Below are 26,283 nucleotides of genomic sequence, written 5' to 3'. Positions count from 1 at the left end.
CCGTCGCTTAAGTAACATGGCGGGCTGATAAACGAAATATAAAGACAGCGAAACGATAGTGGCACAACGAGATTATGTACGCCGCAGCCGGTCGGCTCCTGAGCGGCGCAAAAAGAGCACACCCAGGAAAAAACAACGTAGTACGTCTGCGGTCTCTCCAGCCATGGTCGCGATTGCGTCCGCTGTGCTGGTTGCCTTTATCGGTGGCCTTTATTTTATTACCCACCACAAAAAAGAAGAATCCGAAGCACTACAAAATCAAAAGGTCACGGGCAACGGCCTGCCGCCGAAACCGGAAGAACGCTGGCGCTATATTAAAGAGCTGGAGAGCCGCCAGCCGGGCGTGCGTGCGCCAACCGAACCTTCTGCCGGTGGGGAAGTTAAAAATGCCGACCAGCTCACTGACGAGCAGCGCCAGCTTTTAGCCCAAATGCAGGCGGATATGCGCCAGCAGCCTACGCAGTTAAGCGAAGTGCCGTGGAACGAGCAGACGGCGGAGCAGCGCCAGCAAACCTTGCAGCGCCAGCGCCAGGAGCGCCAGGCACAGCAGCAGTGGGCGCAGACCCAACCTGTTCAACAGCCGCGTACCCAGCCGGTACAACAGCCGCAGCAACAAAAAGCGGCTACGTCGCAGCCGTATCAGGATCTGGTGCAAACACCGCCGCACACAACGCCGTCGCAGCCAAAAGCGCAAACGCAGCCTGCCGCGCCAGTTGTGCGCGAAACGCCTGCGCCAAAAGCCACGGCGGAGAAAAAAGATGAGCGCCGCTGGCTGGTTCAGTGCGGTTCGTTCAAAGTGCAGGATCAGGCGGAATCTGTCCGCGCACAGCTGGCTTTTGAAGGTTTTGACTCCCATATCACCAACAATAATGGCTGGAACCGCGTGGTCATTGGCCCGCTGAAAGGTAAGGAAAATGCCGACGCCACGATTAGCCGTCTGAAGCTGGCCGGTCACACAAACTGCATTCGTCTGGCCTCCGGGGGTTGAAACCCCCAAAAACTCCCCCATTTATAATTGCATTCTGCCCCGTACTCTGTGCGGGGTCTGTATTCTGCATGGTTAACCAGGGGGTCTGCTCGTGACAACTATAGTAAGCGTACGCCGTGACGGTCATGTCGTGATCGCAGGCGATGGCCAGGCAACACTGGGCAATACGGTGATGAAAGGCAACGTGAAAAAAGTACGTCGCCTGTACAACGACAAAGTGATTGCAGGGTTTGCTGGCGGTACCGCCGATGCATTCACGCTATTTGAATTATTTGAACGCAAGCTGGAAATGCACCAGGGCCACCTGGTCAAAGCGGCAGTTGAGCTGGCTAAAGACTGGCGTACCGATCGTATGCTGCGCAAGCTGGAAGCGCTGCTGGCGGTTGCCGATGAAACCGCTTCGCTCATCATCACCGGGAATGGTGACGTGATTCAGCCAGAGAATGACCTGATCGCCATCGGTTCCGGCGGGCCATACGCTCAGGCCGCAGCGCGGGCGCTGCTGGAAAACACCGAGCTTAACGCGCGTGAAATTGCGGAGAAGGCGTTGGGGATTGCGGGCGATATCTGCATCTATACCAACCACTTCCACACTATCGAAGAATTACCCTCTAAAGCGTAAGGATCTCCCATGTCTGAAATGACCCCACGCGAAATTGTCAGCGAACTGGACAAACATATTATCGGTCAGGACGCCGCGAAGCGTTCTGTCGCTATTGCTCTGCGTAACCGCTGGCGTCGCATGCAGCTTGATGAAGAGCTGCGCCATGAAGTGACGCCGAAAAATATTCTGATGATTGGCCCAACCGGTGTCGGTAAGACCGAAATCGCCCGTCGTCTGGCGAAACTGGCCAGCGCGCCTTTTATTAAAGTCGAAGCGACGAAATTCACCGAAGTTGGCTATGTTGGTAAAGAAGTGGACTCTATCATCCGCGATCTGACCGATGCCGCAGTGAAAATGGTGCGCAGCCAGTCAATTGAAAAAAACCGCTACCGCGCGGAAGAGTTAGCGGAAGAGCGAATTCTGGATGTGCTCATCCCACCGGCCAAAAACAACTGGGGCCAGCCAGAGCAAACTTCTGAACCCTCAGCCGCCCGTCAATCTTTTCGTAAAAAATTGCGCGAAGGCGAACTGGACGATAAAGAGATCGAAATCGATCTCGCCGCCGCACCGATGGGCGTAGAGATCATGGCGCCTCCGGGCATGGAAGAGATGACGAACCAGCTTCAGTCAATGTTCCAGAACCTGGGCGGCCAGAAGCAGAAGCCGCGCAAGCTCAAAATTAAAGATGCGATGAAGCTGCTGATTGAAGAAGAAGCGGCGAAGCTGGTGAACCCGGAAGAGCTGAAACAGGATGCTATCGAGGCGGTTGAGCAGCACGGGATCGTGTTTATCGACGAAATCGACAAAATCTGTAAACGCGGCAACACCTCCGGCCCGGATGTCTCCCGCGAAGGCGTGCAGCGCGATCTGCTGCCGCTGGTAGAAGGTTGCACCGTTTCCACCAAGCACGGCATGGTAAAAACTGACCACATTCTGTTTATCGCCTCCGGCGCGTTCCAGGTTGCCAGCCCGTCAGACCTGATCCCGGAATTGCAGGGGCGTTTGCCTATTCGCGTTGAGTTGCAGGCGCTGACCGCCGAAGATTTTGAACGCATCCTGACCGAGCCGAACGCGTCTGTTACCGTTCAGTACAAAGCGCTGATGGCGACCGAAGGGGTGAACATCGAATTTACCGACGATGGTATCAAGCGTATCGCGCAGGCGGCATGGCAGGTGAACGAATCGACGGAAAATATCGGCGCGCGTCGTTTGCATACGGTGCTGGAGCGTTTGATGGAAGATATCTCCTATGAAGCCAGTGATTTGAACGGAGAAACCATAATCATTGACGCAGATTATGTTAGTAAGCACCTTGATGCGTTGGTGGCAGATGAAGATCTGAGCCGTTTTATCTTATAATCGCGATAATCTGTATTCATCACACTTGATGGGGGCCTGCCCCCCCATTTTTGTTAGCTGGTTCTTATGTATGAATGAAACGCAAACTTTAAGCCGCACACAGGCATGGCTGGAAAGCCTGCGACCCAAAACGTTACCTCTCGCCTTCGCCGCTATTGTCGTCGGTACGGCACTCGCCTGGTGGCAGGGATTTTTCGATCCGTTGGTGGCGGTGCTTGCGCTGCTAACCGCCGGTTTGCTGCAAATCCTCTCAAATCTGGCCAATGATTACGGCGATGCGGTAAAAGGCAGCGATAAGCCGGATCGCATCGGGCCGCTGCGTGGTATGCAAAAAGGTGTCATCAACTTTGCGCAGATGAGGCGTGCATTGATTATTGTGATTGTGCTGAGCTGCATATCCGGGCTGCTGCTGGTTACAGTTGCAACACAGTCGATGGCGGATTTTCTGGGGTTTCTGGCGCTCGGCGTGCTGTCGATTATCGCCGCAATTACCTACACCATCGGTAAGCGTCCTTATGGTTACCTGGGCCTGGGTGATATCTCCGTGCTTATCTTTTTCGGCTGGCTGAGCGTGATAGGCAGCTGGTATTTACAGGCACATATGTTTATCCCGGCAGTTTTTCTGCCTGCGACGGCCTGTGGTTTGCTTGCCACGGCAGTGCTCAATATCAACAATTTACGTGATATTGATAGCGATCGCGCCAACGGTAAATACACGCTGGTGGTGCGTTTAGGCCCGGTCAATGCGCGCCGTTATCACGCCTGTTTACTCGCTGGCGCGTTACTTTGCCTGGCATTGTTTAACCTGCTCTCTTTACAAAGCGTCTGGGGCTGGCTGTTTGTGCTGGCAGCGCCGTTACTTATCAAACAGGCGCGCTTTGTGCTACGTGAGCGAGACCCGCGCGCCATGCCGCCCATGCTGGAACGCACGGTGAAAGGCGCATTGCTGACGAATTTGTTATTTGTCATCGGTATCGTTGCCAGCCAGCTGAATTTTTAAAGCATAAAGATCATTTCAGAATCGATGATTTTGCCAACAGCGAGTGATGCGCGATATACTGACTACTCTTGAAGCAACTGAACGTTAAACCTATGAAATACGATACTTCTGAGCTTTGTGATATCTATCAGGAAGAGATCAACGTCGTAGAACCTCTGTTCTCCAATTTTGGCGGGCGGTCGTCTTTTGGCGGGCAAATCATCACGGTGAAATGTTTCGAGGATAACGGGTTGCTTTACGATCTGCTCGAAGAGAATGGCCGTGGTCGTGTCCTGCTGGTTGACGGCGGGGGTTCTGTGCGCCGTGCCTTAATCGACGCTGAGCTCGCACGTACCGCTGTGCAAAACGAGTGGGAAGGTATTGTGGTCTACGGCGCGGTGCGCCAGGTTGATGACCTTGAAGAACTGGATATTGGTATTCAGGCAATTGCGGCCATCCCGGTCGGCGCGGCAGGTGAAGGCATTGGCGAAAGCGATGTCCGCGTCAATTTTGGCGGCGTGACCTTCTTCTCCGGCGATCATCTTTATGCCGATAACACCGGTATTATCCTGTCGGAAGATCCGCTGGATATCGAGTAAGGCAAATCAACTTATTACGCAAAACGGGCCGGGAAACTGGCCCGTTTTTTTGTGCTGTCTTCCGGCCGCCGCTTTCATAGTGTCCAGGACAAATACGCCTGGTTAATCGTCAAGATAAGGGGAGATGCCTTCGAAGAAAGTTTCGACGCTCTCGCCCTCTATTTCAATGCGCTCATAAAGGTAATACCCGTCAAATGAAAAACTCGCGGCAGAGGTATTATCAAACAGGCTCCTTTTCGCCGGAACTTGTGCGGGAACAGGCATATCAATAAACATTATTTTATAGGCATTCTTAAGGCCGTCAGACTTCATTGCACCAGCCTTTTTTATCTCCCGGCAAGCGTAGAAAATAATTTTGTTATATTCTTGCAGCAGCTTACCCTGCTTCATCAGATTGATCACATCCGACAGTTTTTTCTCTCCGGCCAGTTCATCAACCACAAGAAAATCCATTTTGGTGCCGTCAGTTTTAAGCCTGTTCTCAATCACCGCCAGCGTGAGTTCTTCCTCGGGCGTTACTTCGTAATGTTTTAGCCTGTAATTTTTGGCTTGCTCAAGAGCAACGTGTTGCGATTCTTTACTGGTTAATAACGTAATACCCTCTTCCGTAAAGGTGCTAAATATCGCCGGGTGTTTTTTCCCGGCAACCAGATAAGACGAAGGTAGCAACCCCTCCTTTTCCGGAGCCTCAAGTAAAACTTTACCATCAGGCCCTAAAAAATAGATTTTTTTACCCTTTGGCAATCTTAGCTGATTGGTATACCTCTCCGACCAGGCGTGTGCGCTAAGCACCAATATTTGCCCCCGATCGTTCTGCGCAGTAGTCAGCGTGAAGCCACCCTCTGATTGATGTATGATTTTATGTTGATGCGTCTTCTCCAGTTGTTTTATTTTATCAATAGCAATTTTTTTGCGCCTGGTATGATCATAATTCGCCCCCAGCGCGACTCGCTCTTTTATATATTTCTCATACTTTAGCTTGTCTTGCAGGTAAGTCTCATCATCGGGATAATCCTTGCGGCTGGGTTTTCTCACCCTGTTTTTCGGGCCTTTTTTGTTGGGGTGGATTTTGTTAAAACTCATGTCGGCTAAGCTGCTTTTATCGAGAGGCTTCTGCTTACTGAATTTACCTGCCAATTTATTTTTCAAAAAAACCGATCTTGTGATTTTGCTTTTAGCCAAACCCGAGGGAAGCAAAAACTCCTGAGCAAGAAACAGAAACAATTCGCTCATATTTCTTTTCGAATTATATTTAACTTCAATGTCGGAGTTAAAATGATAAATCAGCGCATCAATTTTATCATTGCGATTAAAAGCGCTCATTTTTTTAACTTTGCTGTCGTTGATAGCCAAATTAACATCAGGATTAGCCAGATAATGATGATAAAGTGAAAAGTAAAAGTGGTTAGCAATTTCACTCACTAAATCATCATCATTTTCTGTTATATATTCTTCAAGCCCCACCAGCAGCCATTTATAAAAACTCAGTTTATCAACAGCAGAATATGTTGTTAACTGTTCCGCTGAATGAATGCCGGAAATATACAAAGCGTATGCAACTAATGACTTTCTGGCCTGGTAGGCAGGCCCATAGATGATCGTATGGCCTTCGGGAACACCGTGATTATTTACAATAACATCCTCGATCAATTCCCCCGCCAGTTCCTGCTCGCTCGATTCGTAAGTGCTGTCGTAGTGATTTTTCGGATTAGGTGTAAGTAAAAAGGGGCGAAAAACAATATCAAATTTTTCTTTGACTAATTTTTCTAAATGATAAAGTTGGACTTTTAAAGCGAGCCGCTGATTGTCAATTTCGGGACCGTCTCCCGTTAACCCAAACAATGCGGTCGCCTTTTCAAGCAGGAGGCTTTTTGGTGCTTTCTTTGTTAAACAGTGTTTTATTTTATCCAGCGCGGAGCTGTAAATAATATAATCATCGAACAATTTAATGAGTCTTGTGGTTTCTTCTGTTGCCAGTACACCATTTTCCCGCAGTCGGTTCTGCTTAATTAACCGCTGGATAGAGGCGATCTCGCCGGGAATATGTCTCCTCAAGGAAAACTTATAAATATCATCATCCACGTCCTGGTGAAAATCTTCTTTCACCAGCACAAACAATTCTGGCTTACTTGTTTTGAATACCGCTGTCTGCGCGTTAATTCCCTCTATATGGCGTTTTGCAACCCGTTTCGCCAGCGGTGTTACCGGCGCATCCTGCAGTACATGCAGGGCGGGGTAAATTGTTTTTTGATAATCCTTCGTCAATTGCCGATCGTTTAACAGATCATATTCACCAGTTTTTTTAGTCACCGAACGGAGCGCGGGCGTGGTATTTGTATTTTGTATTAGGCTAAGAAAGGATAATAATTGCAGCAGCGCTTGCGCTCGCCCTCTTTGTCTTAAATCCCCGGCATGTCTGGATAAATCAATTACATGTTCATCCTGTAAAGCCTGACGTTCTTGTCGATTATCCAGCCAGTTAGTATGATTCCCTGTATTTCTTCGATGTTGCTCATAAAGCGAAAGAAAATCAGGCATATTCATATTCTCCCAATATATTTTGGAGGTTTATAAAATCATTGCCACTAAAATTAATACTGAAAATTATATTAATAATATAATAGATGTGCTTAATAGCGCCAACTGGCTAATAAAATAACACAGGACCGGGAACAGAATAAATATCTCAGGGTGGATTATTATCACACGGAGAAAAGCAATGCCAGGTTTAAAACGCTTTAAATGCGGGTGCACAACTCACCAGCAATTGCCCCTGCCAGAATAGCGTTAATAAAGGAGGGGCAAAAGCAGGCTAAAATGTCTGCGCCAGTGCGCGAATAATCAGACCTCTTCCATCCGGCCCAGCAGCGCCTGTAAACGCTCCTGCCAGCCGTGCTGTTGCTCTCTTAACTGGTTGTTTTCACGCTCCAGCTCTTCGCGACCTTGTTGAGCAGACTGAACTTCCTGAGCCAGACTGTTATTTTTCTCTTTCAGCTCTTCGATTTCCATCTGCAGCAGCGTGATGGTATCAATCGCCTGCTGTACTTTTGCTTCCAGTTTCTCGAACACTTCTAATGACATTGTCATACCTCTCCTGAGTTGCAAGGCGTTGATGGATATACACTTCACTTCTCAGGCCGCAGATACTTATGTTACCTGCCACCGAATAATGCGTGTATTTAAAAATCCTCGTCCCGAATACCGGCGACGCCTTAATTGTTTGTTCGCGTAATTCGCTTGTTACCGATTGTATGAATCGCGCCAGTCCCTGTCCAGCGCCGAGCCACGCTGTTTGCGCTTTGCAACACTTTTCAGCATAGACCTGGTGCATTACGTACCGCTACCCCTAAATTGTTACATTCCGGGCAACAAAATTGATTCAGCTCTCATTTCGTATGAGAGCAAAAAACCAGAACTTTCGCGCGAAAACGCTCATTTTATTGACACAGTACACATATTTTGATTTCGATATTTCTCGTTTTTGCTCGTTAACGATAAATTAACACTATGTATACACGAAAACAGGGGAAGTCAGACCTCTTCTGTTCATAATAACCACTCAACTATTGCAGGTTCCGATTATGAGTCAGACTCCTACCTTAAAGGGTCAGTGTATCGCCGAGTTTCTCGGCACCGGGCTGTTGATTTTCTTCGGTGTGGGTTGTGTTGCAGCGATGAAAGTGGCCGGTGCAAGCTTCGGACAATGGGAAATCAGCATTATCTGGGGCCTGGGCGTGGCGCTTGCCATCTACCTGACCGCAGGGGTTTCCGGCGCACACCTCAACCCCGCCGTGACGATCGCGCTATGGCTGTTTGCCGATTTTGATAAACGTAAAGTTGTTCCTTTTATTCTTGCTCAATTTGTCGGTGCATTTTGCGCCGCCGCACTGGTTTACGGGCTTTATTACAATCTTTTCTTCGATTTCGAGCAATCGCACAATATGCTGCGCGGTAGCGTCGAAAGTCTTGATCTGGCAGGCATATTCTCTACCTATCCCAACGCACATCTTAATTTTGTGCAGGCCTTCGCAGTAGAAATGACCATCACCGCTATCCTTATGGGTCTTATCATGGCGCTGACGGACGACGGTAACGGCGTACCGCGCGGCCCACTGGCGCCACTGCTGATAGGCTTGCTGATTGCTGTCATTGGGGCCTCGATGGGGCCACTGACCGGCTTCGCCATGAACCCGGCGCGTGATATCGGGCCGAAAACCCTCGCCTGGCTCGCAGGCTGGGGCAATGTTGCCTTTACCGGCGGTAAGGATATTCCTTACTTCCTCGTTCCGCTATTTGGGCCAATCGCTGGCGCGATAGTGGGTGCTTTCGCGTATAAGAAGCTGATTTGCCGGCATCTGCCGTGCAACCTCGCGGAGGTTGAAGACAAAAAAGACGCCTCCACCGCACAACAAAAAGCTTCGCTGTAATGTGACTACGGGACCATAATCATGACTGACAAAAAATATATCGTTGCGCTCGACCAGGGTACCACCAGCTCCCGCGCAGTTGTAATGGACCACGACGCCAACATCATCAGCGTTTCTCAGCGCGAATTTGAACAAATTTACCCGAAGCCAGGCTGGGTTGAACACGACCCGATGGAGATCTGGGCATCGCAAAGCTCTACGCTTGTGGAAGTGCTGGCGAAAGCAGATATCAGCTCCGATCAAATTGCCGCTATCGGCATCACCAACCAGCGCGAAACCGCGATTGTCTGGGAGCGTGAAACGGGTAAACCGATTTATAACGCTATTGTCTGGCAGTGCCGCCGCACGGCGGATATTTGCGAGAAGCTAAAACGCGACGGCCTGGAAGATTATGTGCGCGACACCACCGGTCTGGTGATTGACCCCTATTTCTCCGGCACTAAAGTGAAATGGATCCTCGACCATGTAGAGGGTTCGCGCGAGCGGGCCAGACGCGGCGAGCTGCTGTTCGGCACCGTGGATACCTGGCTTATCTGGAAAATGACCCAAGGCCGCGTTCATGTAACGGATTACACCAACGCGTCGCGCACCATGCTCTTTGATATCCACAAGCTGGACTGGGACGACAAATTGCTGGAAGCGCTGGATATTCCGCGCGCCATGCTGCCTCAGGTGCACAAATCCTCTGAAGTTTACGGCCAGACCAACATTGGCGGTAAAGGCGGCACGCGTATTCCTATCGCCGGGATTGCGGGCGATCAGCAGGCGGCGCTCTTCGGCCAGCTTTGCGTCAAAGAGGGCATGGCAAAAAACACTTACGGTACCGGCTGCTTTATGCTGATGAACACCGGTGAAAAAGCGGTGAAATCGGAGCATGGTCTGCTGACGACCATTGGCTGCGGCCCGAAAGGGGAAGTGAATTATGCCCTCGAAGGCGCGGTGTTTATGGCTGGGGCATCCATCCAGTGGTTACGTGATGAGATGAAGCTTATCAGCGACGCTTTCGATTCAGAATATTTTGCCACCAAAGTGAAAGACTCCAACGGGGTGTATGTTGTGCCCGCCTTTACCGGCCTCGGCGCGCCCTACTGGGACCCCTATGCGCGTGGCGCGATTTTCGGTTTAACCCGTGGGGTGAATGCTAACCACATCATTCGTGCGACGCTGGAATCTATCGCTTTCCAGACGCGCGACGTGCTGGAAGCGATGCAGGCGGATTCCGGTATTCGCCTGCACGCTCTGCGTGTGGACGGGGGTGCCGTTGCCAATAACTTCCTGATGCAGTTCCAGTCCGATATTCTCGGCACCCGCGTGGAGCGCCCGGAAGTGCGTGAAGTTACAGCGCTGGGTGCCGCCTACCTGGCCGGGCTGGCGGTCGGTTTCTGGCAAAACCTGGATGAGTTACAGGAAAAAGCCGTTATCGAGCGCGAATTCCGCCCCGGTATCGAAACCACCGAGCGCAACTACCGTTACAGCGGCTGGAAAAAAGCCGTCAAACGCGCGCAGGCGTGGGAAGATCACGAAGAGTAACACCGCTCTCCCGCCCTCTCCTGCCTCGGGAGAGGGCGCCTCCCCTCCTCTGTGATAAACTTTGCGCAATTTCTTTCACTACAGAGTGTGTTATGAGACGAGAACTTGCCATCGAATTCTCCCGTGTTACCGAAGCTGCGGCGCTTGCTGGCTATAAGTGGCTGGGACGCGGCGACAAAAATACGGCCGACGGCGCAGCGGTGCATGCTATGCGCATCATGCTTAACCAGCTCAATATCGACGGCACCATCGTCATTGGCGAAGGGGAAATCGACGAAGCCCCGATGTTGTTTATCGGTGAGAAAGTCGGTAGCGGCAACGGCGACGCGGTGGATATCGCAGTCGATCCGATTGAAGGCACGCGCATGACGGCAATGGGCCAGGCGAATGCTCTCGCGGTGCTGGCGGTGGGCGACAAAGGCTGCTTCCTGAACGCGCCGGATATGTACATGGAAAAGCTGATTGTTGGCCCCGCAGCGAAAGGCGCTATCGATCTCACGCTTTCGCTTGAAGAAAACCTGCGCAATATCGCCACAGCGCTGGGAAAACCGCTGGCTGAGCTGACGGTGACGATTCTCGCCAAACCGCGGCACGACGCCGTGATTAAAGAGATGCAAAACCTGGGTGTACGCGTCTTCGCTATTCCTGACGGTGATGTGGCCGCCTCTATCCTTACCTGTATGCCCGACAGCGAAGTGGACGTGCTGTACGGCATCGGCGGCGCGCCGGAAGGTGTGGTTTCCGCTGCGGTGATCCGCGCGCTCGATGGTGACATGCAGGGCCGCTTGCTGGCGCGCCATCAGGTAAAAGGCGACAGCGAAGAGAATCGCCGCATCGGCGAGCAGGAGCTGAAACGCTGCCGTGGCATGGGTATTGAAGCCGGGAATGTATTACGCCTGGATGAAATGGCGCGCAGCGATAACGTGATTTTCTCCGCAACCGGCATCACCAAAGGCGATTTGCTGGACGGCATCACCCGCAAGGGGAATATCGCCACCAGCGAAACGCTGTTGATTCGCGGGAAATCGCGCACGATTCGTCGCATAAAATCCATTCATTATCTGGATCGTAAAGACCCGGAAGTGCAGCGTCATATACTTTAAAGGAATTTGTTCAATTGAGCTTTCCGGCCCCGGCGGGCTGGAAATCTCAGGAGACAGGCACGAAGATAAGGTATTGCCAGAAAACAGGAGGAAAACATGGCGGACTGGGTTACAGGAAAAGTCACAAAGGTGCAGTTCTGGACCGATGCACTCTTCAGCCTCACCGTTCATGCCCCCATTCACCCCTTCACGGCCGGGCAATTCGCCAAGCTCGGGCTGGAAATTGACGGCGAGCGCGTCCAGCGCGCCTACTCTTACGTCAACGCGCCGAGTAACCCCGACCTGGAGTTTTATCTGGTGACTGTCCCGGAAGGAAAACTCAGCCCGCACCTGGCAGCGCTGCAGCCGGGCGATGAAATTTTAGTGGTGAGTGACGCGGCAGGCTTTTTTGTGCTTGAAGAGGTGCCGGACTGCGACACGCTATGGATGCTGGCAACCGGCACGGCGATCGGCCCGTATTTGTCTATCTTGCAAGAAGGCAAGGACCTGGAGCGCTTCAAAAACCTGGTGCTGGTGCACGCGGTGCGCTACGCCGCTGATTTAAGCTACTTGCCGCTGATGCTGGAGCTGCAAAAGCGCTACGAAGGCAAACTCCGTATTCAGACCGTGGTCAGCCGCGAAACGCTCCCCGGCTCGCTAACCGGGCGAGTGCCCGCGCTGATTGAAAGCGGTGCGCTGGAAGAGGCCGTTGGGCTGGCGATGAACACCGAAACCAGCCATGTGATGCTGTGCGGTAACCCGCAAATGGTGCGCGATACGCAGCAGCTCCTGAAAGATACCCGCCAGATGACCAAGCACTTGCGCCGCCGACCGGGGCATATCACCGCCGAACACTACTGGTGATCAGCGGTATTTTACGTCGAGCGTTGCTTTGCCGTATTTATTCTCCCCCTGGGTGCCCACAAACGCGCCCAGGTCAATGAGCATCATCACGATGATAACCACCGGCAGAAAGCGCCCCACCAGCCAGGCAAGGGTGCCGTTGAGCATATCCCAGTGGCCGGAAAGCAGCATCCACGCCAGCACCATCAACAGCCCCCAGCCGCCGTGGCGACCACGATCGTGCAGGCGTTTCACCATCACGCAGGCGGTCGGCCAGACCAGGCACACCAGGAGAAACGCCGCCATCTGGAAATCAAGCATCCCGCCATTTGCCAGCGCAAAAAGCAGCGTCATACTCAAGACCCAGAGGATTATCCAGACCCAGAAGTCCCGGCGACCGATACGCCCCTTAAACGAAAACAGCCACTGCTGTATGCCCATGCAAATTCCTTCTTTCTGTCATTGCGCCTAGTGTACCCTGGCAACGGGAGTTTTTGACAAGCCAGCCGGATACCGTTTTAATCTTGAGCACACTGTAAGAGGACAAAGTTAATGAAAACGTGGCGTTATCAGGCATGGTTGCTATTTTCAGCGCTGGTTTTCAGCTTCCCTGCAATGGCAGAAGAGAGCGCTGGCGTGGTGACAGCGCCTTATTTACTGCCCGGCGCGCCGACTTTTGATTTCTCAATCAGCCAGTTTCGGGAAAAGTTTAATAAGGACAATCCGCAGCTGGCGCTTAACGAATTCCGCGCCGTAGAAAGCCGCAGCGATCAGGCGAATCTGACGCGTGCTGCAACCAGCATTAACGATAATCTGTACGCCTCCACCGGCCTTGAGCGCGGCACGCTGAAAATCAAATCCATGCAGATTACCTGGCTTCCCGTCCAGGGGCCGGAGCAGAAAGCAGCCAAAGCGAAAGCGCAGGCGTATATGGCGGCGTTTATTCGTGCTTTTTCCCCGGGGCTTACCAGCGCGCAAAGTACGCAAAAGCTGCAAAAATTGCTCAGTAGCGGCAAAGGAAAAGCGTACTACACACAAGCGGATGGCGCCGTGCGCTATGTGGTGGCAGATAACGGCGAAAAAGGGCTGACCTTCGCTGTTGAACCGATTAAGCTGACGCTATCTGATCTGCCCGGAGGTAACAATAAATGATAAAAAGCAAAGCCTTTGCCGGGATGAATCTCTATACTGTTTCACAGACCATGCTGCCCTGAAGGGCGGCCATATTCCTTAATTCGCCAAGCGCGTGGAGAGAAAAAATGCGACATCCTTTAGTGATGGGTAACTGGAAACTGAACGGCAGCCGCCATATGGTAAACGAACTGGTTACAAACCTGCGTACCGAGCTGGCAGGCGTAACAGGTTGTGCCGTCGCAATTGCGCCGCCGGAAGTCTATCTGGATCTGGCAAAACGTGCCGCTGACGGCAGCCATATCCACCTCGGCGCACAGAACGTGGACGTTAACCTTTCCGGCGCATTTACCGGTGAAACCTCGGCAGAGATGCTGAAAGATATTGGCGCAAAATACATCATTATCGGCCACTCCGAGCGTCGTACTTACCATAAAGAGTCCGATGAACTGATCGCCAAAAAATTCGCCGTGCTGAAAGAGCAAGGCCTGATCCCGGTACTGTGCATCGGTGAAACCGAAGCGGAAAACGAAGCCGGTAAAACCGAAGAAGTGTGCGCACGCCAGATTGACGCGGTGCTGAAAACACAGGGCGCGGCAGCGTTTGAAGGCGTGGTTATTGCTTACGAACCGGTTTGGGCTATCGGTACCGGCAAATCCGCCACCCCGGCGCAGGCTCAGGCGGTGCACAAGTTTATCCGTGACCATATCGCTAAAGCAGACGCGAAAGTGGCTGAGCAAGTGATTATTCAGTACGGCGGTTCTGTGAACGCGGGTAACGCAGCGGAGCTGTTCACCCAGCCAGACATTGATGGCGCGCTGGTAGGTGGTGCTTCTCTGAAAGCAGATGCATTTGCCGTGATCGTGAAAGCCGCAGAAGCGGCAAAACAGGCGTAACGCCACGCCGATTACCCTCTCCCTTCTGCGGAGAGGGTCTTGCTACAGTTTCCCCAGTACGCTAAACCACGCATAATCCAGCGGTAACAGCACCACGTAGGTGACAACAGCCAGTGCCAGGCACAGCAGCATCCCCGCACGCGCCGGTACTTTCCCCAGCGCCATCGCCACCACAATCGGCGAAGCCTGATAAGGTAACAGCGGCGTGGAATACCCAAGCACCTGAATCATAATCACCGACAGCAGCGGGAAACCCGTCGCATCCGCAAAGCTCTGGGCAAAGGTGGTGAACAACGCCGGGACACCATTCGCGGTCATAATAAAATTCAGCGCGGTTGTCGTTCCGGTCAGGGCGAGAAAGCTGGTGAATGGGCTGGCAGGGTCAAGCGGCATAACATGCAGTAGCGCATCACCCACGGCGCTACCGATCCCGGTGTGCGTCACGGTGATCGCCAGTCCCAAAATCCCGGCGACATAAATACAGGTGCGGATGTTCACCCCGCTGGAAAACTCGTCGCCATTGATAAACCCAACGCGCGGCAGCAGCGTCACACAAGCCGCTGCAAGACCCGTCCATGCCGGGCCGATGCCGTGCCAGCTTTCCGTTACCCACAGCGTCAACACCACCGCCAGCAGCCACGCCAGCCTTTTCTCTTCCCGGCTCATCGGCCCGCTGGCAAGCTGTTCACGCGCCGGGTGCGGCTTACCGGGGAACAGCCAGTAAATCAGGCCAATCAGCACGCACCCTTTTAACAGCCCAAGCACCGGCGTATGCAGCAGCAGATAAGGAACATAGTTAAGATGAATACCCCAGGAACCTTCTGCGGCCCCGCTCATCACCAGGTTTGGCACATTAGCCGGTAAGATAGTCGCGGAGAGTTGAAACGTACCAAAACCGACCGCCAGCGCCAGACCGTACCACGCACGCGTACCTTCGTGGATACCGGCGCGTGCCGCCATCGCCGCCACAATCGGCATCAGCAGCGCGATACGCCCCATATTCGATGGCATCACAAAAGCCAGCGCATAACTGAGCAACACGACGCTTGCGACCATTTGCAACCATGAATCCCCAAGACGCGCCGACAGTGCCCGTGCCGCGCGATCCGCCAGCCCGGTTTTGCGAATAGCCACCCCAAGCACAAAACCACTAAAAACCAGCCAGAATGCCGAGGAAGCAAAACCACCAAAAATCACCTCTGCCGGGGCAATTTTCGCCACCATCGCCGCCGCGAAAAACAACAGCGCGGTGATGAATTCCGGCAACAGCGAGGTTGCCCATAATACGATGGTCACACCCACAATCAGGGAAGGAAGAACCAGAGGATACGTTGCCCAGAATGACATGCCTGTCTCCTGTTGTTTTTTTCAGCAAGTCTACGGCGACAGGCAGAGTGAGTAAACGCGAATTATAGTAGGGTTATTTCAGGATATCGCATTGATGATCCTGAATTTCCTCCGCAGATGCCAGGTTAAAGGCAAGCAGGTTGCGCTCGGTCGCCAGCAGCACGAACGTCCCATCCGCCTGTGGCACCATGGCCAGCCCAAAGCGCCCCATATGCGCTTTCGCTTCAGGCACCTCTTCAGCCAGCATCATAAACGGGCTGCGCTGCACCAGCTCGGCCTCGGTCACACGCCGCGCCAGATATTGATGGCCGCGCAAACCGCCAGGCAGTTCCAGCCACTGGCTACTGATGCGGGCTGCATTTTCATTGAGCTGCGCACGCACGTCAGGCCGTAAACAGGAGATATGAATATGGAAATGGTTCTGCGTACGCCCGGTGCGAGAGTTAATCGCCAGCGAAATAGCGCTATCCGGCACCGCGCTGCCGCGTGTTTCGCTCATGATGTCGCGCGACTGCCAGGCTTGCCAGAAGAAGTTCGGCGTATTCGCCTGGGTGAGGAGCGGGCTTTCAGTACCGTTGATACGGTAAGTGGGCATCAGCAGATATTGCAGCGGCCCGTTGCGGTCTTTCATCAGCACATAGCCGCCCTGGAGATTGACCTGCTCGCAAGGCGCGGGAGAACGATTTTCGCGGGCATTGGGTAAACATTGCCCGAAGACTTTTTGCCGCAACGCATCGGGATTGCCGCTTTTCAACCAAATCCAGCCTCCCGCGGCCGCCAGCACAACCAGCGTCAGCAGAGTAATGACGAACCAGTAAGCTTTTTTCATGTTCCGCTTCCTTTGCTAAAAGGATCGCATGATAACGCAAAACGCGGCGGAAGTTAGAAAACCAGGAATACGGCAAGGGGAAAAGCGAAAACCCGGCAGGCGCGGTGCTGTCGGGTAAGAGGTTAGCGTTTACTGATTTGGTCGAAAGTGCCGCCGTTGGAGAAGTGCTCTTTCTGCGCTTTGCTCCAGCCACCGAACACATCATCGATAGTAAAAAGTTTCAGTTTCGGAAATGCATTGGCGTACTTCGCTGCGACTTGCGGGTCACGCGGGCGATAGAAATTCTTCGCGGCAATCTCCTGGCCTTCCGGCGAGTAGAGATACTTCAGGTACGCCTCGGCAACCTGCTGCGTACCTTTTTTCTCGGCCACTTTGTCGACCACAGAAACGGTTGGCTCGGCGAGAATAGATTCGCTCGGCGTGACGATTTCAAACTTGTCTTTATCCAGCTCATGGGTTGCCAGCAGCGCTTCGTTTTCCCATGCAATCAGCACATCGCCGATACCACGCTCAACAAAGGTATTGGTCGCACCCCGCGCGCCGGAATCCAGCACTTCCACGTTTTTAAACAACGCTTTGACGAACTCTTGCGCTTTGGCCTGATCGCCCCCGTTCTGATGCAGCGCATAGCCCCAGGCCGCCAGATAGTTCCAGCGCGCGCCGCCGGAGCTTTTCGGGTTTGGGGTAATCACAGAAACACCGGGTTTTATCAAATCATTCCAGTCATGAATCTGTTTCGGGTTACCTTTGCGTACCAGAAACACGATAGTTGAGGTATAAGGCGCGGAATTATCCGGCAGGCGTTTGATCCAGTTTTTATCAATGCGACCGCGCTCGGCGATTGCATCCACATCATAAGCCAGCGCCAGCGTGACCACGTCTGCATCAATACCGTTGATAACTGATGTCGCCTGTTTGCCGGAGCCGCCATGCGACTGGCGAATCACCACGTTGTCGCCGGTCTCCTTTTTCCAGTGCGCGCTAAACGCTTTGTTGTATTGATCATACAACTCGCGCGTTGGATCGTAAGACACGTTTAAAAGCTGGACATCCTTAGCCATCACGCTGGCCGATGCCAGCAGTAAAGTTATTCCCACGCCCCATTTGTTCATCGCCCACTCTCTCTGGTTCACTGTTTTGATAAATTCAGCCTGCCAGAAAGCGTTCCAATCATTAAAGAATAAAAAAAGATTGGCTATAACTTTAGAATATATAATGAGCAAAAAAAAGCCCTCCAGGCAGAGGGCATTTGCTATCAGTAAAGCTTTTTCGCGCAGTCCAGCCAGTCGCCTTTGAACGGACGCTTCATGTTTTCGATAGCGTCGATGATGTCGTGATGCACCAGTTTTTCGTTCTGAATACCGACGCAGCGACCGCCGTAGCCCTGCAGCAGCAGCTCGATGGCGTAAGCGCCCATGCGGGAGGCGAGGATGCGATCGTAAGGCACCGGAGAGCCGCCGCGCTGGATATGGCCAAGCACGGTCGCGCGGGTTTCACGCTGCGTTTCGCTTTCAATGTATTTCGCCAGTTCATCAACGTCGCAAATGTGTTCGGTGATCGCCACAATCGCGTGTTTTTTACCTTTCGCGATACCGGCTTTGATTTCAGCCACCAGATCGTCACGGTCGAACTCGACTTCTGGCAGCACGATAAATTCACACCCGCCGGCGATAGCCGCCGCCAGCGTCAGATCGCCGCAGTAGCGGCCCATCACTTCTACGATAGAGATACGCTGGTGGGAAGAGGAGGTGTCACGCAGGCGGTCAATGGCTTCCACCACGGTTTGCAGCGCGGTGAAATAACCGATGGTGTAGTCAGTACCCGCAACGTCGTTATCAATAGTTCCCGGCAGGCCGATGCAGGGGAAGCCCATTTCGGTTAACCGTTTTGCACCCATATAAGAACCGTCGCCGCCAATCACCACCAGCGCGTCGATGCTGCGTTTTTTCAGATTTTCGATAGCCACTTCACGGATGTGGTCCTGGCGGAACTCCGGGAAACGGGCGGAACCGAGGAAGGTGCCCCCACGGTTGATCATGTCCGACACACTGTAGCGATCGAGCTGGATCATACGGTCTTCGTACAGGCCGAGGTAACCATCATAGATACCTGCAACTTCCAGACCTTCTGTCAATGCTGCGCGGACGACACCACGGATTGCGGCGTTCATACCTGGCGCATCACCGCCACTTGTCAACACACCGATTTTCTTAATCATGACTACCTCTGAACTTTGGAATGCAAAATAAATTCTGTGGCCCGAAGCGACTCCCACGGGAGCGAATAACTCTGTTGAAAATAGTATATCAATCCATCGTTGCTGAATTGATTCAGGTCAGCCCATGTGGTGGTAATTTATACACAAAAAGCGGGTCTGGCTCACTTTTTTACAACAAAAGGCGAAAGCTGGTATTACTTATCGCCCCAGGGGGACGACTGAACACGGGTCCTGATGAATAATCACATCCGATCCGGGAAAACGTTGCAAAAGTGCCTGCTCAACCTGGTCGGCCACCCGATGCGCCTCCACCAGCGGCAGGTTATCATCCATTTCTATATGGATTTGGATAAAACGCGTCGGCCCCGACTGCCGTGTACGCAAATCATGCGCGCCGCTAACGCCAGGCCAGGAGGTGACGATAGAAAAAATCTCCTCGCGCTCAGCGTCAGGTAACGCTCTGTCCAGCAGCGCCTGAACGGCTTCATAACCCATGCGTAAAGCGCTGTATAAAATATAGCCGCCAATACCGAGCGCAAACAACGCATCCGCCCGATGCCAGCCATACCATGACAAGCCAAGCGCGACCAGAATGGCACCGTTCATCATAACATCAGACTGATAATGAAGCATATCGGCCCGCACGGCCTGGCTGTGGGTTTTGCGCACCACCCAGCGCTGGAAAGTCACCAGCAATACCGTACTGAATAGCGCAATCAGCGTCACGCCAATGCCAACGCCCGCCGCTTGCAAAGGTTCCGGGCGCGCAAGGTGCTGGATACCGGTCAGAAAAAGAAACAGCGCGGAGCCGGAGATAAACATGCTTTGTGCCAGCGCCGCCAGCGATTCCGCTTTGCCGTGGCCAAAAGTATGTTCCTCATCTGCTGGCTGGAGCGAGTAGCGCACCACCAGCAAGTTTGTCAGCGACGCGGCGATATCCACCAGTGAATCAACCAGTGCGGCCAGAATGCTGACCGAGCCTGTAAGCCACCAGGCAAAAATTTTAATGATCAGTAGCAATGACGCCATCACGGTTGCCGCCACCGCAGCGCGAGTTACCAGCCGCCCATAGGTTTCCATAAATACTCCTGTTATACCCTGCGGGAATTATAACGGATGGCAAATCACCGCATTGAATAAATTAAGCGCGGAAAACAGGCTCAATCATTGCGAATTCCTGGTTGTTGTTACAAACGTTTTCCTGAAAGAAACCTTGCTAATCGTAAGGTTATAAGCGGAGGGAATTGCCACTTTGCGAGGGAAACGATCATGATAAACGTCAACAATACATCACCGTTTCGACACATAATCACAACGCCTGATCAACCAGAAGAAAAAGAAACATGGTTTGATGCGATTGATTATGTGGAGATGGATGAAAAGTGGTTTGACGCCTGCGAAACATTGCCTGCGGAAACCGTCGCAGAAACACTGGTTCCTTTAACCGAAGATTGCCGTCGTTGTATCAAACAACTGATTTCTATTACTGGCGACTATAAACAGAGCGAGTTACTTGCACGCGGCCTCGCAAAACTATTCCCCGGCATCCCTGGCGATATTTTGTTTGCCGCTGATAGCCTCTATACCGCAATAATGGAAAAGAGAAATATTGATATCGCGGTGTTACATACCCTGGGGCTAACCGCCGGGCTGCTGCCCGATAATATCAATATCATCTCCTGGGTGGCCGGTTATATCCGCCGCGCCGTCCTCGACTGCGCCGGCGCGGCGTTTTCCAGCCAGTTCCTGCACGATGAAGAGGAGCCGGGCTGCGGGTATGCCTTTATGATTCTGGCCATTGCCGCCATTGCTGCCAGGTACTGGGTGCGCGATGAGCACGCCCCACAGCGCCGTTTATTACAGGTGCCTGCTTTTATCGCCAACCTTTTGGTACAAGCCAGCCATTACTGGAAAGCACTCGCCAATATGGTACAGGCGCACGACTTACCGAACAAACCGCCCCAGGACAAACCCGCTTTCGAAATCGACACCAGTATAGAAATTATCCAGCCTCTATCGGAAAATGCTGCTTCTACACAGGCTCCTGTCATTCGCGCTTTTTTATCAAACTCAACTGCGTTGCCTGAATTTTCCACTAAAGCAACGGTGGAAAACCGCACCGTTCACGCTCCTTGTGCCAGCATAAATATCGCCGAAAACGCCCACGCACTGGCAGTGGAAAAATCGAAACGCGAGCTGGGTTTGTCTGCACTCTTGTACTGCGACACGCATAAAACAGAGACGACGCTGCGCCTGCCTAAGCACACCGTTACCCATTCACACTTTAATACGCAGTGTGACGCCACCGCGTTTGCCAATCAACAAAGAAAATTGAGCATTGCCGGAAATACTGCGCCTCTGGGTATGGCGGCCTCGACGGGGATAATAAACGATGGAAAAACAGCGCTTCCTCTAATAGCCACAGCCGCAATGGCCACCACAGCAAAAACTTATCTCCAGGTCCCGCGAAACAATAAACTCATCGTTGCCACTGCCCTCGCCGGTACAAGCGCGCTGGTATTTAGTGGCAAATTATTACTGGATAACGTTTTAGCAAACAGATCAGAAAATATCCCGACACGGCCAATAGCTTCGGCACGGGTGAAACGGGCCGTTAATAGTAAAAAGAAAAAACAAACACCAAATTCGATTGAAAAATTAAAGCTGGAAGGGGGAGAAAAAAAGATATTCAGTCGTTTTAATTTACAATCTGATATTTCAGGAAAGTTAAGAAAAATCAACCCGCAAAGATTAAAAGCGACTAACATCCTCACGCTGGGCACAGCGGCGTATAACAGCGAGGGTTTCCTTACCTTTACCCTTCCCCGGAAACAGTCCACCATCAAAGCAACCGCTGCGGGAATTATTAATTCGTTAAAGAAAGGAGAAAACGTTATCGAGTTTGGCATCAGAATAAATACGCAAACTATTAAGACGCTGTTTTTCCGCATAAGTAGCGCCGCTCAGACCGAATTTTTTTCCATGTCAAAACTGGGTGCCAAACTTATCATTAATCATGATGGGCATGAAACCACTGTTGATAAGGTATTTACTTCGCTTACTGATTCATCGAAGTTTATAGTAACCGTTAATAAAGGCAGCGCATCATTTATTACTGTGAATATGGATTCACATAAAGTGTACTCCGATTTGCTGGAGAGAAATACGCATCAATTCTTTATTGGTATCTCATGTGATCCCTCAGAAAAATACTTCAGATCGGTGGATATTAAAGATGTATCCAGAAAACACACCGCCGTACATCCATTACATGCCGACTGGCATAACTATATCTCTGTCGCCGTTAAAGAAGGCATTAAATTCGATCGCGCAATTAACCCTTTCAGCAAAAAAGGGATAAAATTTTACGGCGGAGCAGAAAATTTAAAGATCAGGAAACTTCGTAGCGAATTTGTGGCTAATATGTTTGTTAAGCTTCGTCATAAACGCGCTATTGAGGGAGAAGCCACTTTTACCTCGGTGCTTAACGCTGCCAGTCTGACCTATCTGGCACGCGTTCTGGGCGACCCGAAAGTCACCAGGAGTGAAAAAGAACTCGCCGTAAACGAATATTTAAAAACCGCCGCCGCTGACGCTTTCTCTTTTAGCGCTGGCCTCGTTGAGCATATGGACCCTTTTTCCCTGGTATCAGAAAATTACGCGTCAGGAATGAAAGTGCTTCTTAAAGCGGGCGGCGCTGCCGTTGGTATTATTTTTAACGCGATGAACTTTATCAACGGCGTAAAAGAAGATGATATTGCAAAGATTATTTCCTCCACTATTGGCATCGCAGGCGCTATTGCCGGTGTTGTGTTATCTGGCCTGACGGGTTTTGGTGTTGCACTGTTCTTTTTAGGCGCAAAATTGATCGCAGATGCTATTTCTGATGCTAATACGCGAGGAAAAGCCAGAGAAAGTTATTTCCAGCAAACAATATTAAAAACACAACGCAATAAATTATTTCATTATACCTGGATGGCAAAAACAAATCAGGAAGGTCATTCTGATGACAGATATAACCCGTTCAAACTCGAAAATGAAAATTCCCCTGGTCCGGAGCAAAAAAATGATGAAGACGATAAACCGCTCTTTTATACCACATTGACCGGGGATGTGGATATCACCCCAGAAATGGCCGGAAGCGTAGATGGACTGATTACGTATAATACCGATCCCAATAGCGACAACGAAGGTTTTAAAGGGTTTCACACACGAATAAGGGAGAAAGATGATGAGGTATCGCACCTTATTTACGCTTCACATGTTATGATCCCTGACACCGGTTATATTACTCACGAAAATCAGGGCAAGGATTCAATTCAGGCAGATGGAACTTTATTAAAAGGCGACGACACCATTGTATCCGGCAGCATTAACGCTAAAATTGATGCCGGCGAAGGTAATGATATTATATTTATCAGCGGCCGCGAAGAAGTCATTGATGGCGGCGCAGGTGCCAACATCGCCATTATTGATGGAAAAGAGGGAAAGGTCACGGTAAATATTTATGGCGATGGCAATGCCAGCCTGAATAGCGGAACAAAGCTACTTAACATAGCAGCATATATTATTACCGGGAAAGGCCATAAAGTTATTATTAATTCTTCTAACCTTGCTGACATTGTGCCCATTCTTGTTTGCCAGGGTGATGGTATTATTATACTCAGAAATCCGTCCGCCAATGGCCAGGAAGCAATTGTAAAAGAGTACGGCAGCAAAGGAAGAGTTAAGGAAGGGAATATTTTTAAATTTCATACCGTGCTAAACAGGGTATCAATTGGTGAAAAAACGATTGCCATGCAAAAAGGATTTGGTGTTAAACAATATTATGATAATTAGCAGCGTATTACCAGAAACTTTTCTTACAGCATGTGGGATATTTCTTTCCAGATATAAAAATGCTCGCAATGCGAGCATTCATGACGGAATATATAACCTGTATATATTTAGAGCGTAATCGAATCCTTTTTTATATTTTTAACATAAGCCCAGCTTGATGAATCATTAAATGACTCTTCAAGATGAGCGAATAAAACCTCACCTGCACTTTTTTCTTCTGTTAGCATGTTTTTTAGGCGCGCTTTAAAAAATGGTTTAAACAATTCATCATATTGTTTTAAAGAATCATCAGAGGTTGAGTAAATGTCAGCCTTAAAATAGATGCCACTTTTTTCATACATCTTTAAGTCCGTGAGCAATTGTGGCCCTGTCATTTTTAAGGTATTCGAGAATCTACTTGCCTGATTGCTTCTTTTGTTAACCCATAGCAGCATATTATCTTTCTTATCTTTTGTTTTACCCTCAATATCTGGTTTTGCATGCGTTGCTATTTTGGTATCGGGTTCTGCAGACATTAAACGCGCTGCCATTGTTTCAATAATTGTTTTAGAAATTTCTGACTGAGGTAAAGAGACTAAAAAAGCATTCGCCATAATATCCGTAGATACAGCGCCAATTAAATAACCCTGCGGTATTTTTGATTTTTCGATTTTATTTAGCGAGGTACAAACAGCATCCACATCCAGATAGCAGCCGCCTTTTAAGAACATTAACGCAGCACGAGTGATATCGCTAGCTGCGGCATAATTTTTGTAAATACCATTGATTTCTCGCGCGAACATTGAAGCGAGATATTCACCAGCATTTATATTGGCACTATGCTCATTATAACTATTTAGCTTTAATTTAAGCTCATCATATAATTTGTTAGTATCTTTTACAGTTATTGCCGAACAAAAATTACGCGCAAGGTTTCTGTAGCGCACATTTGTTTCGGAGCTCATCATCTTTTCTAGCGTCGAATAAATTGCACCGGGTCTTGTCGTCCATATATTGACATTGAAATTTGGTACCATCGCAGCGTTTAACAATATATTAGACAAGTGCTCCTCTGAAATATCGTTACCTTCCCAGACAAAATGCAATTCGGTAGGGATACCATTGGCAAAGGTTTCTGCTTTACATGTGGAAGCACACATTGGCATATTTGTTACCCGGCGGCCCAGGATTTTAGCATCGCGAGTTTTCAGGATTTCACGATCGTTAGAGACACCTTTAAGCCATTGACTAAAGGCGGATTCTTTTTTAACGATGGCGGGGCCATCATTCAGGATAGACTGAACAACATTAGTATTTACATAATGAATACGCATTACACATCTCATAGTTTGCAGTTATATAAATGTGCGTTTTAGCATCACACTCATAGAAGATCTTTCAAAATAAGGTGTGCGCCGCAGGGTATGTCGTTTTTTGGTATTTTTTTGTGGGATTGCAGATATGGCCCAGTGGTGGTCCTGGCAGTGCGGTGAGTACGACCACATTTTGGGCCAGGGTCATACCTGCAAAATGCTGCCACACTGAATCCGCTTAATGGTGAGGTAACGCTGTAAATGATCTCTGCGAGCGTCCACAAAGTGTCCATACTCAGAAGATTTTGATACCTGATCCTACCCGCGGNCCACGCAGATTATGTCGCTTCAGCAGGGCCTGATAATCCGCTGAACAGTATTGCCCGCCGCGGTCGCTGTGAACAATGACATTTTCCGGTCGCTTACGCCGCCACAGCGCCATCTGCAGTGCATTGCAGGCAAGCTGAGTCGTCATCCGTGATGACATTGACCAGCCGATAACCGCCCGCGACCACAGGTCAATCACCACCGCCAGATACACAACGGCCATCACGATCATTTTTTACGCCTTTTGAATAATAGGTCGCTAACAATGAAGGAAATGATAAGGAATATGACTGTGGTAACAATCGCATATTCCTCCCAGTAGCTAACAGCAACAAGAGCGAATACTATCGTTGCAGCAATAGGAAGGTAGACTCGCATCACAAGCCTGATTAAATCCTGCCACCAAACGGAAAACATTTTCTTCATTTCGTAATCCTTAAAATATCCGATGCAATATCTTGATCAGTTTTTGCAAACTGATTATAAACATCCACACGATTAATAATCGGCTCTATTAAAAAGTAGAGCATTTCCAAATCTTGATTATAAAGATCTCTATAATATCTCGAGTGCTTATGTAAAAGCCTTTCAGCAGCTTTAGAAGCGATTTGTACATATCCATAGACACCGGCAACAAATACGCCTCTCGTAGCCCAGGTCGTTAAAGCACTTTCAATAGCAACCCTAAGGCCAAGACTCGAACTGGCAGCAGCTGAAATTGAATAACTGAGAGAAAGTTTTGTTAATGTTGCACTAGTAAAAGTTGCACTAACCTTTGACAATATTAAGGTTATATTTCTGATTCGCTGATCAGAAAGATTTTCAAGCATATAGTTGATATATATTTCTAACATTTTTCTAATAGTTGAATCGCCACGGATAATCTAGACACTTCCGAGCCGTTGATAATATTGATTTTCATATTCCGTCGGTGGCATCTGATCACTCGAACCATGCCGACGCTTACTGTTATAAAACATTTCGATGTAATCA

23 protein-coding genes and 1 pseudogene are annotated in these 26,283 nt (G+C 50.4%); 12 read left to right on the top strand and 12 right to left on the bottom strand.

Translation table 11 applies throughout. The annotated features are described in order from the left end of the window. Positions 1–58 precede the first annotated feature (58 nt). The 5 genes from ftsN to rraA all read left to right on the top strand — a co-directional run bounded on the left by ftsN (position 59) and on the right by rraA (position 4,529). Positions 59–988, top strand: a complete 930-nt coding sequence (ftsN, locus tag ACTU3N_RS07075) for a cell division protein FtsN (RefSeq protein WP_443085433.1) — start codon at positions 59–61, stop codon at positions 986–988. Positions 989–1,079: 91 nt separating this feature from the next. Further along, complete coding sequence (gene hslV, locus ACTU3N_RS07070; protein ID WP_443085432.1) at positions 1,080–1,610, top strand: ATP-dependent protease subunit HslV; 531 nt, start codon at positions 1,080–1,082, stop codon at positions 1,608–1,610. 9 nt (positions 1,611–1,619) lie between these two features. Continuing rightward, positions 1,620–2,951: an HslU--HslV peptidase ATPase subunit gene (hslU, locus tag ACTU3N_RS07065; RefSeq protein ID WP_443085431.1), complete on the top strand. Its 1,332-nt coding sequence runs from the start codon at positions 1,620–1,622 to the stop codon at positions 2,949–2,951. Positions 2,952–3,021: 70 nt separating this feature from the next. Continuing rightward, the gene (gene menA, locus ACTU3N_RS07060) at positions 3,022–3,951 is read left to right on the top strand and encodes a 1,4-dihydroxy-2-naphthoate polyprenyltransferase (protein ID WP_443085430.1); all 930 of its coding nucleotides are present in this window, start codon (positions 3,022–3,024) and stop codon (positions 3,949–3,951) included. A gap of 92 nt (positions 3,952–4,043) precedes the next feature. Beyond that, positions 4,044–4,529: a ribonuclease E activity regulator RraA gene (gene rraA, locus ACTU3N_RS07055; protein WP_443085429.1), complete on the top strand. Its 486-nt coding sequence runs from the start codon at positions 4,044–4,046 to the stop codon at positions 4,527–4,529. A gap of 102 nt (positions 4,530–4,631) precedes the next feature. On the opposite strand, the gene ACTU3N_RS07050 is transcribed toward rraA, so the two are convergent. Both ACTU3N_RS07050 and zapB read right to left on the bottom strand, forming a co-directional pair. Beyond that, a complete protein-coding gene (locus ACTU3N_RS07050; protein ID WP_443085428.1) occupies positions 4,632–7,067 on the bottom strand; it encodes a putative adhesin in 2,436 nt (811 codons plus the stop codon). A gap of 303 nt (positions 7,068–7,370) precedes the next feature. Further along, positions 7,371–7,616 carry a septal ring assembly protein ZapB gene (zapB, locus tag ACTU3N_RS07045; protein WP_443085427.1) on the bottom strand — a complete coding sequence of 82 codons (246 nt, stop codon included), beginning with the start codon at positions 7,614–7,616 and terminating at the stop codon, positions 7,371–7,373. Between the two features lie 494 nt (positions 7,617–8,110). On the opposite strand from zapB, the gene ACTU3N_RS07040 reads away from it, so the two are divergent. The 4 genes from ACTU3N_RS07040 to fpr all read left to right on the top strand — a co-directional run bounded on the left by ACTU3N_RS07040 (position 8,111) and on the right by fpr (position 12,432). Then, positions 8,111–8,956: an MIP/aquaporin family protein gene (locus ACTU3N_RS07040; protein ID WP_443085426.1), complete on the top strand. Its 846-nt coding sequence runs from the start codon at positions 8,111–8,113 to the stop codon at positions 8,954–8,956. Between the two features lie 21 nt (positions 8,957–8,977). Beyond that, positions 8,978–10,486 (top strand): glycerol kinase GlpK, encoded by a 1,509-nt coding sequence (glpK, locus tag ACTU3N_RS07035; RefSeq protein ID WP_443085425.1) that lies wholly within the window; start codon positions 8,978–8,980, stop codon positions 10,484–10,486. Positions 10,487–10,578: 92 nt separating this feature from the next. Continuing rightward, on the top strand, positions 10,579–11,589 hold the full coding sequence (gene glpX / locus ACTU3N_RS07030; protein ID WP_443085424.1) for a class II fructose-bisphosphatase: 1,011 nt from the start codon (positions 10,579–10,581) through the stop codon (positions 11,587–11,589). A 96-nt stretch (positions 11,590–11,685) separates the two neighbouring features. Continuing rightward, positions 11,686–12,432 carry a ferredoxin--NADP(+) reductase gene (fpr, locus tag ACTU3N_RS07025; RefSeq protein WP_443085423.1) on the top strand — a complete coding sequence of 249 codons (747 nt, stop codon included), beginning with the start codon at positions 11,686–11,688 and terminating at the stop codon, positions 12,430–12,432. On the opposite strand, the gene ACTU3N_RS07020 is transcribed toward fpr, so the two are convergent. Then, positions 12,433–12,852 (bottom strand): DUF805 domain-containing protein, encoded by a 420-nt coding sequence (locus ACTU3N_RS07020; protein ID WP_443085422.1) that lies wholly within the window; start codon positions 12,850–12,852, stop codon positions 12,433–12,435. It lies immediately after the preceding gene. Positions 12,853–12,963: 111 nt separating this feature from the next. Between ACTU3N_RS07020 and ACTU3N_RS07015 the strand changes: the two genes are divergently transcribed. Both ACTU3N_RS07015 and tpiA read left to right on the top strand, forming a co-directional pair. Further along, the gene (locus ACTU3N_RS07015; protein ID WP_443085421.1) at positions 12,964–13,563 is read left to right on the top strand and encodes a DUF1454 family protein; all 600 of its coding nucleotides are present in this window, start codon (positions 12,964–12,966) and stop codon (positions 13,561–13,563) included. Between the two features lie 107 nt (positions 13,564–13,670). Further along, positions 13,671–14,438 carry a triose-phosphate isomerase gene (gene tpiA / locus ACTU3N_RS07010; protein ID WP_443085420.1) on the top strand — a complete coding sequence of 256 codons (768 nt, stop codon included), beginning with the start codon at positions 13,671–13,673 and terminating at the stop codon, positions 14,436–14,438. A gap of 42 nt (positions 14,439–14,480) precedes the next feature. Here the strand turns inward: tpiA and ACTU3N_RS07005 are convergent, their stop codons facing one another. From ACTU3N_RS07005 to fieF, 5 genes are all read right to left on the bottom strand, one after another. Then, positions 14,481–15,785 carry an SLC13 family permease gene (locus ACTU3N_RS07005; RefSeq protein WP_443085419.1) on the bottom strand — a complete coding sequence of 435 codons (1,305 nt, stop codon included), beginning with the start codon at positions 15,783–15,785 and terminating at the stop codon, positions 14,481–14,483. 73 nt (positions 15,786–15,858) lie between these two features. Further along, entirely contained in the window at positions 15,859–16,614 is a 756-nt protein-coding gene (locus ACTU3N_RS07000) for a CDP-diacylglycerol diphosphatase (protein WP_443085418.1), read from the bottom strand. 122 nt (positions 16,615–16,736) lie between these two features. Further along, positions 16,737–17,726 carry a sulfate ABC transporter substrate-binding protein gene (locus ACTU3N_RS06995; RefSeq protein WP_443085417.1) on the bottom strand — a complete coding sequence of 330 codons (990 nt, stop codon included), beginning with the start codon at positions 17,724–17,726 and terminating at the stop codon, positions 16,737–16,739. Between the two features lie 143 nt (positions 17,727–17,869). Continuing rightward, the gene (pfkA, locus tag ACTU3N_RS06990) at positions 17,870–18,832 is read right to left on the bottom strand and encodes a 6-phosphofructokinase (RefSeq protein WP_443085416.1); all 963 of its coding nucleotides are present in this window, start codon (positions 18,830–18,832) and stop codon (positions 17,870–17,872) included. Between the two features lie 198 nt (positions 18,833–19,030). Then, the gene (gene fieF / locus ACTU3N_RS06985; protein ID WP_443085415.1) at positions 19,031–19,912 is read right to left on the bottom strand and encodes a CDF family cation-efflux transporter FieF; all 882 of its coding nucleotides are present in this window, start codon (positions 19,910–19,912) and stop codon (positions 19,031–19,033) included. A 189-nt stretch (positions 19,913–20,101) separates the two neighbouring features. Between fieF and ACTU3N_RS06980 the strand changes: the two genes are divergently transcribed. Beyond that, positions 20,102–23,671, top strand: a complete 3,570-nt coding sequence (locus ACTU3N_RS06980) for a hypothetical protein (protein WP_443085414.1) — start codon at positions 20,102–20,104, stop codon at positions 23,669–23,671. Between the two features lie 107 nt (positions 23,672–23,778). On the opposite strand, the gene ACTU3N_RS06975 is transcribed toward ACTU3N_RS06980, so the two are convergent. The 4 genes and pseudogenes from ACTU3N_RS06975 to ACTU3N_RS06960 all read right to left on the bottom strand — a co-directional run. Beyond that, the gene (locus ACTU3N_RS06975; RefSeq protein WP_443085413.1) at positions 23,779–24,984 is read right to left on the bottom strand and encodes a glycosyltransferase; all 1,206 of its coding nucleotides are present in this window, start codon (positions 24,982–24,984) and stop codon (positions 23,779–23,781) included. Positions 24,985–25,273: 289 nt separating this feature from the next. Continuing rightward, positions 25,274–25,504, bottom strand: a pseudogene (locus ACTU3N_RS06970) (DDE-type integrase/transposase/recombinase); the annotation flags it as partial. 208 nt (positions 25,505–25,712) lie between these two features. After that, a complete protein-coding gene (locus ACTU3N_RS06965; RefSeq protein WP_443085412.1) occupies positions 25,713–26,144 on the bottom strand; it encodes a hypothetical protein in 432 nt (143 codons plus the stop codon). A gap of 30 nt (positions 26,145–26,174) precedes the next feature. Next, positions 26,175–26,283, bottom strand: a 109-nt coding sequence (locus ACTU3N_RS06960) for an IS3 family transposase (RefSeq protein ID WP_140417647.1), incomplete at its 5' end; no start/stop codon positions are given.

It is taken from the genome of Vagococcus sp. WN89Y, from assembly GCF_052220145.1.
GTDB lineage: Bacteria > Pseudomonadota > Gammaproteobacteria > Enterobacterales > Enterobacteriaceae > Kosakonia.
This window is presented reverse-complemented; position numbering and strand designations above follow the sequence as displayed.

Excerpts from the sequence above, each read along its gene's own strand:
- ACTU3N_RS06965 (WP_443085412.1), bottom strand. The coding sequence starts at position 26,144 with ATGTTAGAAATATATATCAACTATATGCTTGAAAATCTTTCTGATCAG.
- ACTU3N_RS07005 (WP_443085419.1), bottom strand. The coding sequence starts at position 15,785 with ATGTCATTCTGGGCAACGTATCCTCTGGTTCTTCCTTCCCTGATTGTG.
- ACTU3N_RS07050 (WP_443085428.1), bottom strand. The coding sequence starts at position 7,067 with ATGCCTGATTTTCTTTCGCTTTATGAGCAACATCGAAGAAATACAGGG.
- hslU (WP_443085431.1), top strand. The coding sequence starts at position 1,620 with ATGTCTGAAATGACCCCACGCGAAATTGTCAGCGAACTGGACAAACAT.
- ACTU3N_RS06975 (WP_443085413.1), bottom strand. The coding sequence starts at position 24,984 with ATGCGTATTCATTATGTAAATACTAATGTTGTTCAGTCTATCCTGAAT.
- ACTU3N_RS07040 (WP_443085426.1), top strand. The coding sequence starts at position 8,111 with ATGAGTCAGACTCCTACCTTAAAGGGTCAGTGTATCGCCGAGTTTCTC.
- ACTU3N_RS06980 (WP_443085414.1), top strand. The coding sequence starts at position 20,102 with ATGATAAACGTCAACAATACATCACCGTTTCGACACATAATCACAACG.
- rraA (WP_443085429.1), top strand. The coding sequence starts at position 4,044 with ATGAAATACGATACTTCTGAGCTTTGTGATATCTATCAGGAAGAGATC.
- ACTU3N_RS07015 (WP_443085421.1), top strand. The coding sequence starts at position 12,964 with ATGAAAACGTGGCGTTATCAGGCATGGTTGCTATTTTCAGCGCTGGTT.
- glpX (WP_443085424.1), top strand. The coding sequence starts at position 10,579 with ATGAGACGAGAACTTGCCATCGAATTCTCCCGTGTTACCGAAGCTGCG.
- fieF (WP_443085415.1), bottom strand. The coding sequence starts at position 19,912 with ATGGAAACCTATGGGCGGCTGGTAACTCGCGCTGCGGTGGCGGCAACC.
- ACTU3N_RS06995 (WP_443085417.1), bottom strand. The coding sequence starts at position 17,726 with ATGAACAAATGGGGCGTGGGAATAACTTTACTGCTGGCATCGGCCAGC.
- pfkA (WP_443085416.1), bottom strand. The coding sequence starts at position 18,832 with ATGATTAAGAAAATCGGTGTGTTGACAAGTGGCGGTGATGCGCCAGGT.
- ACTU3N_RS07000 (WP_443085418.1), bottom strand. The coding sequence starts at position 16,614 with ATGAAAAAAGCTTACTGGTTCGTCATTACTCTGCTGACGCTGGTTGTG.
- menA (WP_443085430.1), top strand. The coding sequence starts at position 3,022 with ATGAATGAAACGCAAACTTTAAGCCGCACACAGGCATGGCTGGAAAGC.
- glpK (WP_443085425.1), top strand. The coding sequence starts at position 8,978 with ATGACTGACAAAAAATATATCGTTGCGCTCGACCAGGGTACCACCAGC.
- fpr (WP_443085423.1), top strand. The coding sequence starts at position 11,686 with ATGGCGGACTGGGTTACAGGAAAAGTCACAAAGGTGCAGTTCTGGACC.
- zapB (WP_443085427.1), bottom strand. The coding sequence starts at position 7,616 with ATGACAATGTCATTAGAAGTGTTCGAGAAACTGGAAGCAAAAGTACAG.
- ACTU3N_RS07020 (WP_443085422.1), bottom strand. The coding sequence starts at position 12,852 with ATGGGCATACAGCAGTGGCTGTTTTCGTTTAAGGGGCGTATCGGTCGC.
- tpiA (WP_443085420.1), top strand. The coding sequence starts at position 13,671 with ATGCGACATCCTTTAGTGATGGGTAACTGGAAACTGAACGGCAGCCGC.